Annotated in this window: 13 protein-coding genes, 1 pseudogene and 1 riboswitch; of the genes and pseudogenes, 9 read left to right on the forward strand and 5 right to left on the reverse strand. The window is 54.5% G+C overall.

Features of this window, described 5'->3' with window-relative positions:
- Positions 1-121 precede the first annotated feature (121 nt).
- Positions 122-508, reverse strand: a complete 387-nt coding sequence (locus tag JR346_RS09290; protein ID WP_205482334.1) for a GNAT family N-acetyltransferase — start codon at positions 506-508, stop codon at positions 122-124.
- Positions 505-987, reverse strand: coding sequence for a GNAT family N-acetyltransferase (locus JR346_RS09295; protein WP_204878152.1), 483 nt, complete (start codon positions 985-987; stop codon positions 505-507). The genes JR346_RS09290 and JR346_RS09295 overlap by 4 nt, the downstream gene beginning before the upstream one ends.
- Positions 988-1,288: 301 nt before the next feature.
- On the opposite strand from JR346_RS09295, the gene JR346_RS09300 reads away from it, so the two are divergent.
- The 3 genes from JR346_RS09300 to JR346_RS09310 all read left to right on the forward strand — a co-directional run bounded on the left by JR346_RS09300 (position 1,289) and on the right by JR346_RS09310 (position 5,854).
- Positions 1,289-3,046, forward strand: a complete 1,758-nt coding sequence (locus JR346_RS09300) for an ABC transporter family substrate-binding protein (RefSeq protein WP_204878151.1) — start codon at positions 1,289-1,291, stop codon at positions 3,044-3,046.
- Positions 3,047-3,176: 130 nt separating this feature from the next.
- Positions 3,177-4,709 carry an ABC transporter permease gene (locus tag JR346_RS09305; protein WP_204878150.1) on the forward strand — a complete coding sequence of 511 codons (1,533 nt, stop codon included), beginning with the start codon at positions 3,177-3,179 and terminating at the stop codon, positions 4,707-4,709.
- Positions 4,709-5,854 (forward strand): ABC transporter permease, encoded by a 1,146-nt coding sequence (locus JR346_RS09310; protein WP_205482335.1) that lies wholly within the window; start codon positions 4,709-4,711, stop codon positions 5,852-5,854. The genes JR346_RS09305 and JR346_RS09310 overlap by 1 nt, the downstream gene beginning before the upstream one ends.
- Positions 5,855-5,980: 126 nt before the next feature.
- Here JR346_RS09310 and JR346_RS09315 read toward each other — a convergent pair whose 3' ends face one another.
- A complete protein-coding gene (locus tag JR346_RS09315) occupies positions 5,981-6,601 on the reverse strand; it encodes a hypothetical protein (protein WP_204878148.1) in 621 nt (206 codons plus the stop codon).
- A 98-nt stretch (positions 6,602-6,699) separates the two neighbouring features.
- Between JR346_RS09315 and JR346_RS09320 the strand changes: the two genes are divergently transcribed.
- The 5 genes and pseudogenes from JR346_RS09320 to JR346_RS09335 all read left to right on the forward strand — a co-directional run bounded on the left by JR346_RS09320 (position 6,700) and on the right by JR346_RS09335 (position 11,437).
- The gene (locus JR346_RS09320) at positions 6,700-8,481 is read left to right on the forward strand and encodes an ABC transporter ATP-binding protein (RefSeq protein WP_204878147.1); all 1,782 of its coding nucleotides are present in this window, start codon (positions 6,700-6,702) and stop codon (positions 8,479-8,481) included.
- Positions 8,482-8,997: 516 nt separating this feature from the next.
- Positions 8,998-9,444: an ATP-binding cassette domain-containing protein gene (locus JR346_RS10435; protein ID WP_240333939.1), complete on the forward strand. Its 447-nt coding sequence runs from the start codon at positions 8,998-9,000 to the stop codon at positions 9,442-9,444.
- Between the two features lie 109 nt (positions 9,445-9,553).
- Positions 9,554-9,781: a hypothetical protein gene (locus JR346_RS10440; protein ID WP_240333940.1), complete on the forward strand. Its 228-nt coding sequence runs from the start codon at positions 9,554-9,556 to the stop codon at positions 9,779-9,781.
- Complete coding sequence (locus tag JR346_RS09330) at positions 9,778-10,278, forward strand: hypothetical protein (protein WP_205482336.1); 501 nt, start codon at positions 9,778-9,780, stop codon at positions 10,276-10,278. The genes JR346_RS10440 and JR346_RS09330 overlap by 4 nt, the downstream gene beginning before the upstream one ends.
- A gap of 77 nt (positions 10,279-10,355) precedes the next feature.
- Positions 10,356-11,437 (forward strand): annotated as a pseudogene (locus JR346_RS09335) (glutathione S-transferase C-terminal domain-containing protein).
- A 114-nt stretch (positions 11,438-11,551) separates the two neighbouring features.
- On the opposite strand, the gene JR346_RS09340 reads toward JR346_RS09335, so the two are convergent.
- Complete coding sequence (locus tag JR346_RS09340) at positions 11,552-12,511, reverse strand: NAD(P)-dependent oxidoreductase (RefSeq protein WP_205482337.1); 960 nt, start codon at positions 12,509-12,511, stop codon at positions 11,552-11,554.
- A 195-nt stretch (positions 12,512-12,706) separates the two neighbouring features.
- Here JR346_RS09340 and cls point away from each other — a divergent pair, with 195 nt between their 5' ends.
- Entirely contained in the window at positions 12,707-14,194 is a 1,488-nt protein-coding gene (cls, locus tag JR346_RS09345; protein ID WP_205482338.1) for a cardiolipin synthase, read from the forward strand.
- Positions 14,195-14,339: 145 nt separating this feature from the next.
- On the opposite strand, the gene JR346_RS09350 is transcribed toward cls, so the two are convergent.
- Positions 14,340-15,830: an LLM class flavin-dependent oxidoreductase gene (locus JR346_RS09350; protein ID WP_205482339.1), complete on the reverse strand. Its 1,491-nt coding sequence runs from the start codon at positions 15,828-15,830 to the stop codon at positions 14,340-14,342.
- 91 nt (positions 15,831-15,921) lie between these two features.
- A riboswitch (SAM riboswitch) is annotated at positions 15,922-16,062 on the reverse strand.
- Positions 16,063-16,195 lie beyond the last annotated feature (133 nt).

Here is a 16,195-nt window from a genome sequence, read left to right on the forward strand (position 1 = left end):
AAAAGAACAAAAATTGCACAATTTTTGTGTTTAAAGAGTGAGCTCCATATCCACATGCGGGATGTCGTCTTCGAGGTAGGGTTCAGAGACCCTGCGAAAGCCGTGGGTCGTATAGAAGGTCTCAGCCAGATGGCTCCTGGGCTGAGATAAAAACAGTGTACACGTGCGGCATAGTGGCGCGCACATGCTCAATACCGGTCTCCACCAGCTGGTGCCCTAGCCCGGTGCCACGTGCTGATTCTGTGGTGATGATGCGCCCTAAGGGCGCAACGCCCTCCCGGCGCGGTGAATGATGATCCGCCACCGAGCTACGGTCAAAGATACGCAGGTAAGCCTCAATGTCTCCGTTATTCATGCGGTAGAGGTGCTGGCAGTGGGCATCAAGACCGTCGGTATCTTGGTAGGGGCAGTTCTGTTCCACGATGAAAACAGCGGTGCGCGCAGTGACAATGGCGTAGAGTTCAGCGGTCGTAAGCTCGTCAAAGGTTTTGAGGGTAAAGGCACTCATGGGCGGGGAACCTCCAGAATCATCTTGACGTGAGGTAATCCAACTTCTTCAAATTCTTCACCCACCTGCACGAATCTTGCCGGCGCATAGTAGGTGTCTTTTAGGTACGACTGGGCATCAATCAGGACTTTTTCAGCCTTGGTTTCTGCGCTCACCCACTCAAGGGCGCGCTCCAGAATTTTGCGCCCCAGACCGCGTCCGCGCGCTTCAGGTACCACTGCAACGCGAGAGATGGCGTAGGCAGCTGTTACTTGCGGGTAATGGGAGTCAGTAAGGGTCTCCAGATGAATAAGACGCAGATAAGCAAGAACAGTACCGTTAGAATCTGCGTGAAAGACATGTACGGCGTGACGATCCACCAAATCTGGTTCTTGCACTGTGAGCTGCTGCCCCACAGTGAAAACTTGAGAACGGGCTATGTAAATCGCGTTGAGCTCTTCAAGGGTTAACTCGTAAAACTGCTTGACCTGAAACATCATAAAATTCAGACTACAGCTTGGTAATATTCGCTGACCCATCGCTGTCTCGCATAGCGTACTGCTCCCCGTTTGTTGCGCTTCATTTCAGGGCTTTAAGGGTCTCCAGCAGTCAGATGGACGGTTCCCTATTTTTTGGGTTAACAAAAACTTAACATCCAAATTCCCTTTTCCATTTCATTTTCTAAGACTTCATGACCTATGATAAAACCACACTTCGTGTTACCAGTCACAGGCGCCTGTGGCAGGGGTCATTAGGCCGCAACACTTACATCACTCATTCATATAGAAGGAGACCAAAAGCATGCGCTCTTCACGTATCTCAAGCGCTCTCAGCCTGACCGCAGTCGCAGCACTCGGCCTCACCGCCTGCGCCTCAACCGGTTCAGGTAGCTCATCAGGTGCAGCCGGCTCAGAAGACAAGTCAGTGTCAATGGCAATCACCAACGTCTTCACCTCACTCAACACTGACGCTGCCGAGGGTAACAGCGACACCAACGGCACCGTTGACCAGCTCACTTCCCGCGGTTTCTACACCGTCACTGACACCTTCGACATTCGCCACAACGAATGGTTCGGCTCCTACGGCATGACCGAAGAGGGCGAAGGTATCAAGGTTGATTACAAGGTTAACGACGGCCAGAAGTGGTCAGACGGCAACGACATCGACAAGGGCGATTTGCTCTTGGCATGGGCTAACCTCTCAGGCTACTTCAACGGCGAAGGCGAAGAAGGTATCACCTACTTCGACTACGCTGGTGACACCGGCGGTCTCGGTGGCGCAAACAAGCCCACCCTGGGCGAAGACGGTCGCTCCATCTCCTTCACCTACCCCCAAGCTTTCGCTGACTGGGAAATCGCTTACGATCTAACCAAGCCCGCTCACGTTGTTGCTGAACTCGCAGGCATGGACGAAGCAAAACTCGTTGAAGTTCTTGAAACCGCAACCCCCGGTGAAGAAAACGCTGACCTGCGCAAGATTGCTGATGCGTGGAACACCGGCTACAACACCACCACCATGCCTGAGAACGAGGCACTGCTGGTAGGTAACGGTCCTTACTTGGTTTCAGGTGTTACCGAAAACCAGGACCTCACCCTGACTGCGAACCCCAACTACCAGGGCGATGTAAAGCCCAAGGTTAACGAAATCGTTCTCAAGACCATCCCCGACGCTGCAGCTCAGGTTCAGGCGCTCCAGAACGGTGACGTCAACATGATTGCCCCCCAGGCATCCATCGACACCGTGTCACAGGTTGAAGGCATTAAAAGTGTTACCACCAACGTCCAGCCCGACCAGGCATACGATCACCTCGATTTGAACATGGTAGAGGGTAGCCCCTTCACCGATGAGAACGTCCGCAAGGCATTCTTGCTGACTATCCCCCGTCAGGACATCGTTAACAAGCTCATCAAGCCCATGTCAGACAAGGCTGTAGTTCTGAACTCACAGCTTTACGTCTCATCAGATGGTGATGCATACGACAAGACCATCGAGTCCAACAACTCATCTGAGTACCCCTCAGACAACATGGACGCGAACATCGAAAAGGCTAAGGAACTGCTGGCAGGCAAGACTCCTACCGTTCGTATTCTTTACAACAACAAGAACACCAACCGCATCAACTCCTACCAGATGATCAAGGAATCAGCTGAGAAGGCAGGCTTCAAGGTTGAGGACGCAGGTAGCGAAGAGTGGGCAAAGCTACTGGTTACCGGCTCTGAGGGCACCTACGACGCTTCAATCTACGGTTGGGTTTCATCAGGTGTTGGTAACGAGTCACTGGGTCAGATTTTTAAGACCGGTTCAAGCTCAAACTTCACCAGCTACTCCAACGCAACCGTTGACGCAGCTGCTAACGAGATCATGAAGACCACCGATCAGGACAAGATTGACACCCTCAAGATGTCAGCAGATGCCGAGCTGTTCAAGGACGCTTACGGTCTGCCCCTCTTCCAGTCAGTTGCAGTTGCTGCTTACAGCGACTTCATCACCGGTGTAAAGCCCAAGCCTGGTCAGCGCCCCCTTACCTGGAACGCTGAAGAGTGGGACATTGCTGAGTAACTCAGCACTACGCACTAACCGCCTACACGCCAATCCGGTCAATTAGGTATGAGCGCGGATGCTATAGGCATCCGCGCTCTGGTTGCATAAAATAAGACTTCATTTTTTCCATAACCCCAGGAACAAACTCATGTTAATGTACGTAGCGAGGCGCCTACTGACAGCAGTGTTCATCCTCTTTGGTGCATCCTTTCTGATTTATCTTCTCACCGCCGCTGCCGGTGACCCGCTCGAAGAGCTGCGCACTATGCAAAGTGCGAACAAAGAGATGCTCATTGCCCAACGCACCGAAGCGCTCAACCTCGATGTACCAGCGCCACTGCGCTACTTCATATGGCTCAGTGGTGTACTCGGCTGCTTTACGGGCCAGTGCGATTTTGGGCAGAACCTAGCGGGTACCCCCGTGACACAGTTGCTGTCTAACGCTATCTACCAGACCCTGGTTCTGGTCGTAGCCTCGACCATTTTGTCAATCCTTATCGGTGTCAGCCTCGGTATTCTCTCGGCGCTTCGCCAGTACTCAGGTTTTGACTACACCATCACCTTCACCAGCTTCCTCTTCTTCTCACTGCCGTCCTTCTGGATTGCGGTTCTGCTCAAAGAGTTCTTAGCAATCGGGTTCAACAACTTTCTGCGTAACCCGCAGGTGACGATTCCCACTACCTTGTTAATCTCAGCGATAGCTGGTCTCTTCTGGTTCGCCGCATCATTCGGCAAAACCAAAACCCGCATTTTGATGGGTGTCTTCGGCTTCGTTCTCACCGCGGCAATCATTGTTTTTGTGTCAATGACTGAGTGGATGCTCTACCCCTTCTTGGGCATTCCCTTCCTGGTAATCCTGGGTCTCATCACCGCTGTAGTAGCCACCCTGCTCATTTCTGGTCTGCGCAACAAGCGCGCTCTTACCTCGGGTCTGTTCATGGTCGCAGTGGGCTTGGCAATCTACTTCCCCGTTCAGCAGTTGCTCAACCAAGCAACCTTCCTGATGATCGTGCTGATTACTGCAGCGCTCGTCCTCATCGGCCTAGCAGTTGGAGCTGGCGCAGGCGGTTATGACCGCGGTCAGGGCATGCGCGTCGGCGCCATCACCGGTTTTGTCATGGCGCTACTCATTTTCACTGACCGCTTCATGCAGTCATGGAACGACTACATCACCAACCCGCGCATTAAGGGACGCCCCATCCCCACCGCCAACGCATCAACCCCCAACCTCAACGGGGATTTCTGGATTACCGGTCTTGACACCATGACACACATCCTGCTGCCCACCATCGCCCTCACCCTGATCTCACTTGCCAGCTACTCACGCTACTCACGCGCGTCCATGCTGGAAATCATGAATCAGGACTACATTCGCACCGCACGCGCCAAGGGCGTTTCAGAGCGCGGAGTCGTCATGAAGCACGCCTTCCGCAACGCGCTGATTCCTCTGGCAACTATCATCGCAATGGACTTTGGTGGCATCATCGGCGGTGCAGCTGTCACCGAACGCATCTTTGCCTTCAAGGGCATGGGTTCGCTGTTCCTAGACTCACTGGCACACACCGACCCCAACCCCGTCATGGGCGTCTTCCTCATCACCGGTCTGATGGCACTGGTCTTCAACCTCGTTGCAGACCTGCTCTACTCCGTTCTTGATCCGCGCGTTAGGGTGAAAGCATAATGAGCAACACTACAAACACCAACGGTAGCCACAAGGCTCCCACCACAGAAACCACCGCTCTACGCGCTGTTGAGACCAACACTGATATTCGTGCCCAAGAATCAGCGGGCAAGACCCAGGGTCAGATTGTTCGTAAGCGCTTTAGGCAGAACACCGGCGCTGTTGTATCGCTGCTCATCATCGTTGGCATCTTCTTACTCTCAATGACCGCTATGGGCATCGGCCCGATTCCCGGTTGGTGGAAGTACAGCCACACCGAAATGCAGTCAGTGCTCAACGGCGGTGCGCCCAACGCAACCCACTGGTTTGGTCAGGACGCCACAGGCCGTGACCTCTTCGCCATGACCATGCGCGGTATTCAAAACACCTTCCTCGTAGTGGTCCTTATCAGCGGCATTGCCGGCTTCTTGGGCGTTCTCTTCGGCGGTATGGCAGGTTACTACCGTGGCTGGGTTGAAGCGGTCATCATGCGTTTCACCGACATGATTATCATTATTCCGCTCATGCTGCTCACCGCTGTGCTCGGTAAAATTGCCGGTAGCTACTTTCAGGGCACCTGGAGCGTTATCGCTCTCGGTATCATCGTTGGTCTGCTCTTCTGGAGCTCACTGGCGCGTCTGGTACGTGCGGAATTTTTGACCCTGCGCGAACGTGAGTTTGTGGACGCTGCCCGCCTAGCAGGTGCCTCAGATATGCGCATCATCTTCAAGCACATTCTGCCCAACGCTATTGGCGTGGTGACCGTGAACGTCTCATTGATGATGTCTAGCGCGATTCTCACCGAAACCGCTCTCAGCTACTTGGGCTTCGGTGTGAAGCAGCCTGACTGGTCACTGGGTTCACTGATTTCAGCTAACCAGTCTGCATTCTCAACCCGCCCCTGGCTTTTCTGGTTCCCCGGTCTCTTCATCCTGGTGCTTTCACTGTGCATCAACTTCGTAGGCGATGGTCTGCGTGATGCCTTCGACCCCCGCCAGAAAAAGTTCAACCCCCGCAAGGCGAAAGAGCGCACCGCTCACTCCGCTGAAAACGGCTTGAACGTTGAGGGTCTGGCAGTGGCAGCACCCGGGGAAGCCACCATCAACGTGGGGCAAACAATCCACGAGGGTGATAACACCCCCGATGCCGGCAAGGCACACCGCTAGAACTCACCCCTGAGCTCAGGCGAAAGGGCGGACGCACCCTCACCGGCGCGTCCGCCCCACCAGAAAATTTCATACAAAATTTCAGAGAGAAACTAAAGCTCCCCTCGGGCACCTAGGGTAAATCTTTTACAGTAGGACGCTCAGGGCAGCAGCAAGAGCCAGTAGGGCAAAGATAACCCCGCCTTTAACATCGAAGGTTGTTTCTTCAATATTGGGGAAACTCTCAAGGTGCTCTGCCTCAACGATTTCTTGCCAGTACCCGCGGGCAACCAAAGCCGCCCCACCTGCAAGAGAATGGGGCAAATCGCTGGTACGCAAGCCGCCCTCAGCACCGTAGGAGATACTCGGTACGTTCTTGGTATCAACGGTCTTACGGTTCATCGCCGCAGCCATACCGTTACTGGGAACAGCAAATGACTGGTAGCGTCGTTGCGAAGTAACCGCGGTGAAGTGGAACTTCGTTGAGATATCAACCAGGTTAGGGTAACCCACCCGGTGATACTTAAAGGGGTTCTTCACCCGAATCTCCTCACGGTCGATCTCAAGCACGGGCGAACCCAGCAAGTACCAGACACCGTAGGCAAGGAAAAACCAGGGCCAGCACCCGGTCAAAAGAGCAGCCACCCCGTATTCCATAACGGTTGTGGCACACAGAATCAGGGCTACTATCACTGCGAAAGCGGTATATACATACCCGGTTCTAGCGCGAAAGCGAACCGGCGGGTCTATCAAGTACTGGGATTTCATAGTTTTAGTATTTTCTCAAACAAATGGGGAAGGTGCCGACAAACGCACTCACCCATTTCTAGAAGATTTCAACAGCAAAGAGTTGGGAAGCAGTACTCATGAACACTAAACCATCCCACATTTCAGCAGACACCCAAGCCCACTACACCGTGGGCGATGTGGTGTTGCAGGTACGCGATCTGAGCGTAGACTTCGGCGTCGAACGCCAGTGGGTACCCGCCGCCATGAACCTCAACTACGAGGTACGCGCCGGTGAGGTACTCGCTATCGTGGGCGAATCAGGCTCCGGTAAGTCAGTGTCATCCATGGGCATGATTGGGTTGCTACCCAAGAACGCCCGCGTCAGTGGCTCCGTCAAACTAGACGGCAAAGAACTCATTGGGCTCAGAAACTCAGACCTGCTGCAGGTACGCGGTGATGACATCGCCGTCATCTTCCAGGAACCCATGACCGCCCTCAACCCGGTGATGACCGTGGGCGAGCAGATTATTGAAACCCTGCGCCTGCACAAAGACATCTCCCCCGCCCAGGCTAAAGAAGAAGCCATTAACATGCTGGAACTGGTTGAAATGCCAGACCCCATCAAGGCATTCAACTCTTACCCCCACCAGATGTCAGGCGGTCAGCGTCAGCGTGCCATGATTGCCCAGTCGCTCTCCACCAACCCCAAACTTTTGATTGCAGATGAGCCGACCACCGCACTGGACGTTACCGTGCAGGCTGAAATCCTCGACCTCATGCGTAACCTGCAAAAGAAGCTCAACTCAGCAATCATCCTCATCACCCACGACATGGGCGTTGTCGCTGACCTCGCAGACCGTGTAGCTGTGATGCGCCGCGGCGAAATCGTCGAAACCGGTGACGTTGCCAAGATCTTCGCCAACCCCCAGCACGAATACACCCAGGCACTGCTGGGCGCTGTACTGCACTTGGGCGGCAACGAAATCGACGTGAACGCTGCCCTCGACGATGCAGCCGAAGGTCAGCGTCCGCCCACCGCCATCATCAACCAGGTAATGCCCGCCCCCGAACGCACCGGCGAGGTCATTCTTTCGCTCAATAACGTCTCACTCGAATACCCCAAGCAGGGACGAGTCGGACCTTTCCGCGCAGTATCCAACGCAACCCTGGACATCCGCGCGGGCGAAGTACTGGGCTTGGTCGGTGAATCAGGCTCCGGTAAATCAACCATCGGACGCGCCACCGTTGGCTTCTTGGACGTCGCAGAAGGCGAACTGACCGTCTGCGGTCACGACATGCGCAAACCCAACCGCAAGACCCTCGCCGCCGTCCGTAAAGACGTGGGCATGGTCTTCCAGGATCCCTCATCATCGCTGAACCCACGTCTGCCCATCGGTGAGTCAATCGGTGAGCCTATGTTCCTCGCAGGTGTTGCCAAGGGCACCGAACTACAGAAGCGTATTGAGACATTGCTTGACCGTGTTGAGTTGCCCCGCTCCTACCGTAACCGCTACCCCCATGAGCTATCTGGCGGTCAGAAACAGCGCGTTGGTATTGCCCGTGCGCTCTCGCTCAAGCCCAAGCTGCTGATTGCCGATGAGCCGACCTCGGCGCTTGACGTTTCGGTGCAGGCGCGCGTGCTTGAACTCTTCCAGGAACTTCAGGAAGAAATGGGGTTCGCCTGCCTCTTCGTCACCCACGACCTCGCGGTTATTGACGAACTCGCCGATCGTATTGCTGTGATGCGCCGAGGTGAGATTGTTGAGCAGGGTACGCGCGAGCAGATTCTGCGCCACCCCAAGCAGGCATACACCCAGCGCCTGTTGGCTGCTGTGCCCCTACCCAACCCGGACGCACAGGCGCAGCGCCGCGAGTTGCGCGCCAAGTTGCTGGAAGAAACCGGGCGCGTGGTTTCCTAGTTACAAAACAAAATGTATGTCATAGAACATATTTTTAAATTAATGCGATAGTGTTTACGTATAACACAAGCCACACAATAAATAGGAGAATACCTGTGGCAACCACTTTCGGTAGCAACACTTCTAAATGGAGCTACGGAGCCACCACCAACTAAGCAGAAGGCGCAATTGCATAGCAATTGCGCCTTCTCCATAAAATAAACTATAAAGAATTTTCTCACAAGTATTGCTCCCAAAATGATTTACCCTCTCCATTTATAGATGGATTAAATTTGGAGCCAACAACGAACGACCACTCCCACGGCCCTTCTATCTAACTGATCTTGAAGTCAGAAAATTGAATAATCCTCAGGTCTTCCTCAACGAGGTTTCGCAAGGCTTCAAGCTCGATCTCCCCACATCAAAAATACCTTCTTGCCCACCCCCCTGCACACGCTCAAGTCAGAAATAAGTAAATTTATTCTACTGACCGATAAATTCAAAGATGACCCTATAAATAAATACTCAGGATATTTAATGGTCAATTTTTCACAGCCAACCATTTTTAGCGCGCACAATCTAGTGCGCGATCTGGGGCCAAAGAATTTTCGCGCGGTCGATCACGTCTCTTTTAAGATTAATGCTGGGCAAGTTCTCTGCCTTCTCGGCCCCAACGGAGCTGGTAAAACAACCACCATCAACATGTGTTCAACTCTGCTGATGCCAACCTCGGGTAGCATACAGGTAGCGGGCGTTGACGCAGTCGCACACCCTCGCCAAGCACGGCAACATATTGGCTTGGTACTCGGCGGCGATCGAGGTTTCTACTCACGCGCCACAGCCCGCGATAATCTACTGTTTTTCGCGGACGTCCTGGGCGTGCCCCGAAAACTCCGCAAGGCGCGAGTTAAGGAAGCCTTAGAAGCCGTAGCTCTCACCGACCGCGCAGGCTCTAAGGTTCAGGATTTTTTTCGCGCGGAATGAAACAGCGGCTGCACATCGCGCGCGGACTACTCAACGACCCTGCCCTACTTTTCTGGACGAGCCCACCAATGGACTTGACCCCGAACTAGCCCTTGAGGTGCGCAAATTCGTGAAGTCGCTGGCGCAGCGCGGCACAGGCGTCCTGCTCACCACCCATTACCTTGCCGAAGCTCAGGCACTTACCGATAATCTACTGATTATCAATGAGGGCAAAAATATCTTCCAGGGTTCACTTCAAGAATTACGGGCACACAGTTCTCTACCCGAGCACGCAACTCTAGAAGATGCCTGTTTCGCAATTCTAGGCATTGACCCCGATACGAAAGCTGACGCATGAGACTTTTACGAATGCTCGCCTTTCACACGCGTCTCTTTGCGAGCGATAGTTACTTTGTGCAGCTCATGATTACCTCTACGGTAACGATTCTGCTGATGCAGTATGTGGCGTCATTTGCGTCTCACTCCCCCGAGTCAGCCAGTAGCGCCTGGTTGCGCGCTGGTCTGGTAGGCACATGGTGCACGGTTGCAGCGGGTCTCATTGGCTTTCAGCGGTTTCAAGGCACACTAGTACACTTGGTCTTTACTCCAACATGTGCCGGTTCTACCCTGCTTCCACTGATAGGCTCCGCGTCAGCTTTCGGTCTGCTGGCTTTTCCACTGACAGGCCTGCTCGCGTGGGTTCTGCGCTTACACCCGCAGGTCAGCTGGCAACTGGTGCCCGCGGTATTCGTTTTCTGGCGATCTGCTGCGCTTGAGCACTTGCTGGGGGTACTCGCGTCCTCACGTATTCTTGCACTGATTCGTAGCGGACTACACACCGAAGAAATTTGGTAGCCAACCGCGAGGGGTGCTTATAAATAAACCAAGGAAAATTACTTTACAACGAAAGTATATGGGCGTAGGGTTACACCATGAGCACCTCACACGAAACCACCAAATATTCAACCCGCGGCACCTACGTGCGCTCCGGCAAAGAGTACGACCGCGACACCAACTACATTGAAGACCGCATTGTTGCCAGCCCCGCCAATTTTTCAGACGATACCGAGCGCAACTACTGGCCCGTTGAGGCCGGTAAGTACCGACTAGTAGCTGCCCGAGCCTGCCCCTGGGCTAACCGCACCCTCATTGTTCGCCGTCTACTCGGTCTTGAGAGCGCGATCTCGGCAGGTATGCCCGGCCCCACCCACGACACCCGCTCCTGGACCTTCGACCTAGACGAGGACGGCAAAGACCCGGTACTCGGTGTCGAACGCCTGCAAGAAGCCTACTTCGCGCGCTTTCCCAACTATCCCCGCGGTATTACTGTGCCCGCAATGGTCGATATTGAATCCGGCGCGGTAGTGACTAACAACTTCCCGCAGATCATCGAGGACTTCTCTAAAGAGTGGAAGGACTTTCACCGCGAAGGTGCCCCCGACCTCTGGCCCGCGGAGCTTGAAGAAGAGATGAACGCGGTAATGAAGCACATCTACACCGAAATCAATAATGGCGTGTACCACTGCGGTTTTGCCGGTTCGCAAGAGGCATACAAGGCGGCTTACGAGCGCCTCTGGACTGCCATGGACTGGGTCGAAGAACGCCTTGCCACCCGCCGCTACCTCATGGGCGATCACATCACCGAGGCTGATGTACGTCTCTTTACCACCCTGGTGCGTTTTGACGCGGTCTACTACTCACACTTCAAATGCTCCCGCCAGCCTTTGAGCTCCATGCCTAATCTCTGGGGCTATGCTCGCGACCTCTTCCAGACCCCAGGATTTGGTGACACCGTAGATTTCCAGCACATCAAGGAACACTACTTCATCGTTCACGAAGACATTAACCCCACCGGCATCGTGCCCGTTGGCCCGACCTTTCAGGCTGGCTGACCGAGCACGGACGCGAAGCCCTGGGTGGCTCACCCTTCAATGCGGACGCCGGTGCAACCGCACCGAATGAAGTGCGCGCGTCCGAACGGGTAGAGGCAGAGCACAACCCGCTCTACACCTAAAGCCAAGGTTTCGAAGCAATCCCCCTCATATTTTAGAGAAAAAGCGCGTATTACAAACAGTGGGGCTGGTCTTGAAGAATCAAGACCAGCCCCACTTTTCTGTGCTTTTATTGGCTACATCTTGTTGCGCCAGTTAGGCTCTTGACCAGCCTCAGCATCACGCAGTGCCTGTAGATTGTGAGCAATGAGCTCTTCAGGGTTCACCGGACGTCCGCCCGCTGAGTGCGGGGTGATAATCAGGTTCTTAGCGCCCCACAGGGGTGAGTCGGCGGGCAGGGGTTCCTCAACAACAACATCAACGGCGGCACCGGCAATCTCACCGGTGTTCAAGGCAGCGATCAGAGCCTCTTCATCAACAGTGGTGCCACGCCCCACGTTGATAAGGTAGCTACGCTTAGGCAGCTTCTCCAGCTTGCAAGAATCCAGGGCGTTAGTGGTCTCGTCTGACGTCGGCAGAATCATAACCAAAATATCGGTCTTTTCCAGCAGCGGATCAATGTCTTCAGTAGCAACTACAGGAAAGCCAGCGCGCTCACCGGCGCTACGGGCAACACCGGTGACCTTGGCACCAAAAGCGTCAAAGAGACGAGCGGTTGCCTGACCGATAGAACCAAAACCCCAAATGGTGACATTGGCGTTCAGCAAGGTGGTTACCTGGTTCTCGGGGTAAAGCTCCTGCGCGCCACCAAGCTCTGATGCCCAGTGGTTGCGCTCCTGGTGATCCGCCAGGGTCGGCAGAAAACGCACAAAGTTCAGGGTCAGCGCCACAGCGTGCTCAGCAACAGTCTTAGAATGCAAACCAATACCCGATGTGATCACGGCTTCATCGCGGAAACCCGCCGCACGCGCCTGATCGGGGCCCGCCAGCAGTGCCTGCACCAGCTTCACCTGCGAAAGGTTAGATGCCGCGTCCTTCAACTGGTCATTAGTATTGGCCCAAGAAATCAGCACATCAGCATCGTAATCAGCCTCAGCCAGAGGTGCTTTGGGGTCGTAGCTAACGATGGTATCTTCATCGGTTAAGCCCAAGCGGCTCTCATCGAGAGTCACCGAAGTGGGAACAAGAATCTTCATGAAACTATCTTTCTGTGGTGGGTACAAGCTACCCCTAGCCTATTGCGCCGGTATGAGCTGACGCTACTTTTACACCCTGTAAACCCCAGAGTGCAGAAATATTTAAACATAGACGCGCGGCACCCCGCGCACTTGCCCCGTGAGGACGCGCCCGCTAGGTGAGGTGCCTGCACCCAAGTTGTAGACTGGGTATCAATGAACTCCTTACCCTTGCCCACCTTCAGCATTCCCGGTTTGCCACCGTGGGTGTCGCTGAGCCTAGTTTTTCTTGATCTGTTCATTCGTCTGATCACGATTTTCTGGCTACCGTACAACCGCAAACCGATTGTGGCGTTGGGGTGGCTGATGGCGATTTTTTTGATTCCCTACGTGGGGTTCTTGGGGTTCTTAGTTTTTGGTTCGTCGCACCTGCCACGCTATCGGCGGATGCGTCAAAGTATTATGAACGATGTTATGCGCGATGCTCTGCCCGAGGATTCTCCGGTGGTGGGGTCTAACATTCAGCTTTCCGAAGTGGCGCGGGTAGCGGCTAATCTCAACTACCGCCTGGGTTCGCTGCCCATGGTTAGCGGCAACAGTTTCACCCTGCACCGCGATAATCACGAGGCCATGCTGCTTCTCGCCGATGAGATTGATAAGGCGCAGACCTACGTTCACTTCGAGTTTTACATTGCCTCCCTCGATGAAGCCACCCGCCCCCTATGGGAGTCCCTGGTACGCGCTCACCAGCGCGGAGTGAGAGTTCACGTGCTCATCGACCACATCGGTTCGCGCAGATACAAGGGCTATCGGGCACTGAAAAAGCTACTCAACGAGTCAGGCATTAGCTGGCACCTCATGCTGCCCCTACAACCGCACAAAGGTCAGTGGCAGCGTCCTGATCTGCGTAACCACCGCAAAATCGTTGTCATCGACGGACGGCTCGCTTTCTCAGGTTCGCAAAACGCCATTCACCGCGCCTACAACGTTGCAAGAAATGACGCGCGGGGCATGCACTGGCTAGATCTGAGCTTTACAGCCCGCGGCCCCGTGGTCGAAGAACTGAACGCGGCGTTTGTGTCTGACTGGTACTCAGAAACCAAAGAGCTGCTGATTGAAGAAATCGATCCCTCCCTCAGTACCGCGCACGGCGGTGCGCTGGCTCAGGTTGTGCCCTCAGGACCGGGGTTCGAAACCGAAAATAATCTGCGACTCATTAACCACCTGATTTACAATGCTGAACGCCGTATTCTGATTTGTTCACCCTACTTCGTACCCGAAGAAACCCTCTTACAGGCACTAACCAACGCCGCCCTCTCCAATATCGACGTCACGGTCATCGTGACCGAAAAAGGCGACCAGTTTCTGGCGAACATGGGCCAGCGCTCCTACTACGAACAGCTACTGCGCGCAGGCATTAAGATTCAGGCATACCCCGGCCCCACCGTTCTACATGCCAAGTTCATGCTCATTGACGATGAGATGGCGCTGATTGGCTCCTCAAATATGGACCCTCGTTCCTTCTCCCTCAACCTCGAAATCTCCACCTTCATCGTGGACGGTGCCGTCGTTGATGCCGTAGAAGAAGTCGCCAACGACTACCTCACCTGCACCAAAGAAATACGCTACAACGAGTGGATTATGCGCCCCCACCGCCTCAAAATGATCGAGAACGTTTGCAGGCTCACCTCATCATTGCTCTAACTACCGTGCTGCCGTAATGAAACAGTGAAGTTTTTTGTAATTACACGCGGTGAAGGACGCGCTCCCCTGCCTGTGAGGAAAAGGCGGGGAGCGCGTTGCGTTATTTTCAAAGGCGAAGAGTATCTACTGTGCCGTTAAGGTTTCTTTATTGTTCGGTTGTGTAGACAGCTTTTGCCAGCTTCAAGAAGTCGCGTGCCGGAGTATCGGCGGCTGAGGGCTTACCCACGTAAGCGCCGCGGTACTTGGCTGCCGGGTGGCGGTCATCTACCCTAGTGTTACCCACGCCGAAGAGGCTCTCACGCAGGGTAGTGCCCTCGTAGGCGGTGCGGTAGCGTCCGCGCTTTTGCAGCTCAGGAACCACGAACTCCACGAAGTCCTCAAAAGAGCCGGGTGAGACATGGTAGGCGAGGTTGATGCCGTCAAGACCTCCCTCGTCAACCCAACGCTCAAGCTCATCGGCAACAGTCTGCGGTGAACCCACAATCACCTCACCCATGCCACCGGTGGCGCAGTGAGCGGCGATATCGTTGCGCGTCCACTCGTTCTCTTGGTCCATGAGGGTGAAGGGGGTCAAGAACGACTGAATCGCTTCGGTCTGCACGTACTTGATAGCTTCATCTTCATCGAACTGAGAAAGATCTACACCAGACCAGCCGCCGATAATGCCCTGTGATGATTCAAGGTCAGCATACTTCTTGTACTCTTCGTACTTCGCCTGCGCCTTCTCATCGGTTTCATCAACGATGACAGAGAGCATCGCCAGAATCTTAACGTCATCGCGCTTACGCCCCGCTGCCTCAACTTTTTCGCGGATGCGGTCGGTGAGAAAGCGGGTCAGGTGCGGGCGCAGGGCAGTAATGAAGATAGCTTCAGCGTGTTGAGCTGAGAAGTCCTGCCCACGAGAGGACGCGCCCGCCTGGAAAATCACAGGAGTGCGCTGGGGGCTGGGCTCGCTCAAAGCAATGCCCGGAACCTGGAAGTGCTTACCCTTGTGCAAAATCGGGTGAATCTTAGAAGCATCAGCAAAAACGCCGTTCTCGCGGTCGCGCGGCACTGAGCCGTCCTCCCAGGAACCCTCCCAGAGCTTGTAGCAGACATCCAAGAACTCTTCAGCGATCTCATAGCGCTCATCGTGTTCAATCTGACCGGGCAAACCCTGGTTTTCAGCCGCAGACTGCAGGTAAGAAGTCACCACGTTGAAACCCACACGTCCGCCGGTGAGGTGGTCAAGAGTGGAATAGGAACGCGCCAGAGTGTACGGCTGATTATAGGTCACCGCCGCAGTCACGCCAAAGCCCAGGTGCTCAGTCACCGCAGCCATCGCAGAAATCTGCAAGAAAGGATCACCCACAGGCACCTGAGCGCCATCTTTGAGCACGGGAGCTACCGAGTCTTTGTAGACGTCATACACGCCCACCACATCTGCAATAAAAACCGCATCGAACAGACCCTTCTCGCAGACCTTCGCCAAATCAGTCCAGTACTTAATAGTGTTGTACTCATCAGCACGGTTACGCGGGTGACGCCAGGTACCAAAACTCTGGTGGCTGGTAGTGGTCATATCAAAAGCGTTAACAACAATGCGCTTTTTCTCTTCAGAACCTGTAGCGGTCGTGGGGTTAGCCTGCTCAGCCATGATGCGTTCTCTTTCGGCACGGTTTGAATCTCTTGCAAACCCGCAACCCGTTGCACCGCTCGCCACGGTCTTTTGCGGGAAGGCGCGCCAGGCGCCGTACTTGCCCACGCGCGTCCGCCCGTTTTATTGGGTAGTTGGGACGCACCGTGTGCCTGATCTTCATCTGGGGCACCCCGCTACGGGAGAGGGTTGCCGCCCAACTAGCCAGAGCTTAACGCTGGGTCTCATGATCGTTGATGTCAGCCTACGGCAGGTGTGTTACGGCTGACAATCTATGACGCGACATAACAAATGTGACGGTTTATTGAGGGGTGGACGAGAGAGGGTTCTTGGTGAGTGTTGGGTTTACGCCCGAGCGTTGCGGC

The organism is Rothia sp. ZJ932 (assembly GCF_016924835.1).
In the GTDB taxonomy this organism is placed as follows: domain Bacteria; phylum Actinomycetota; class Actinomycetes; order Actinomycetales; family Micrococcaceae; genus Rothia.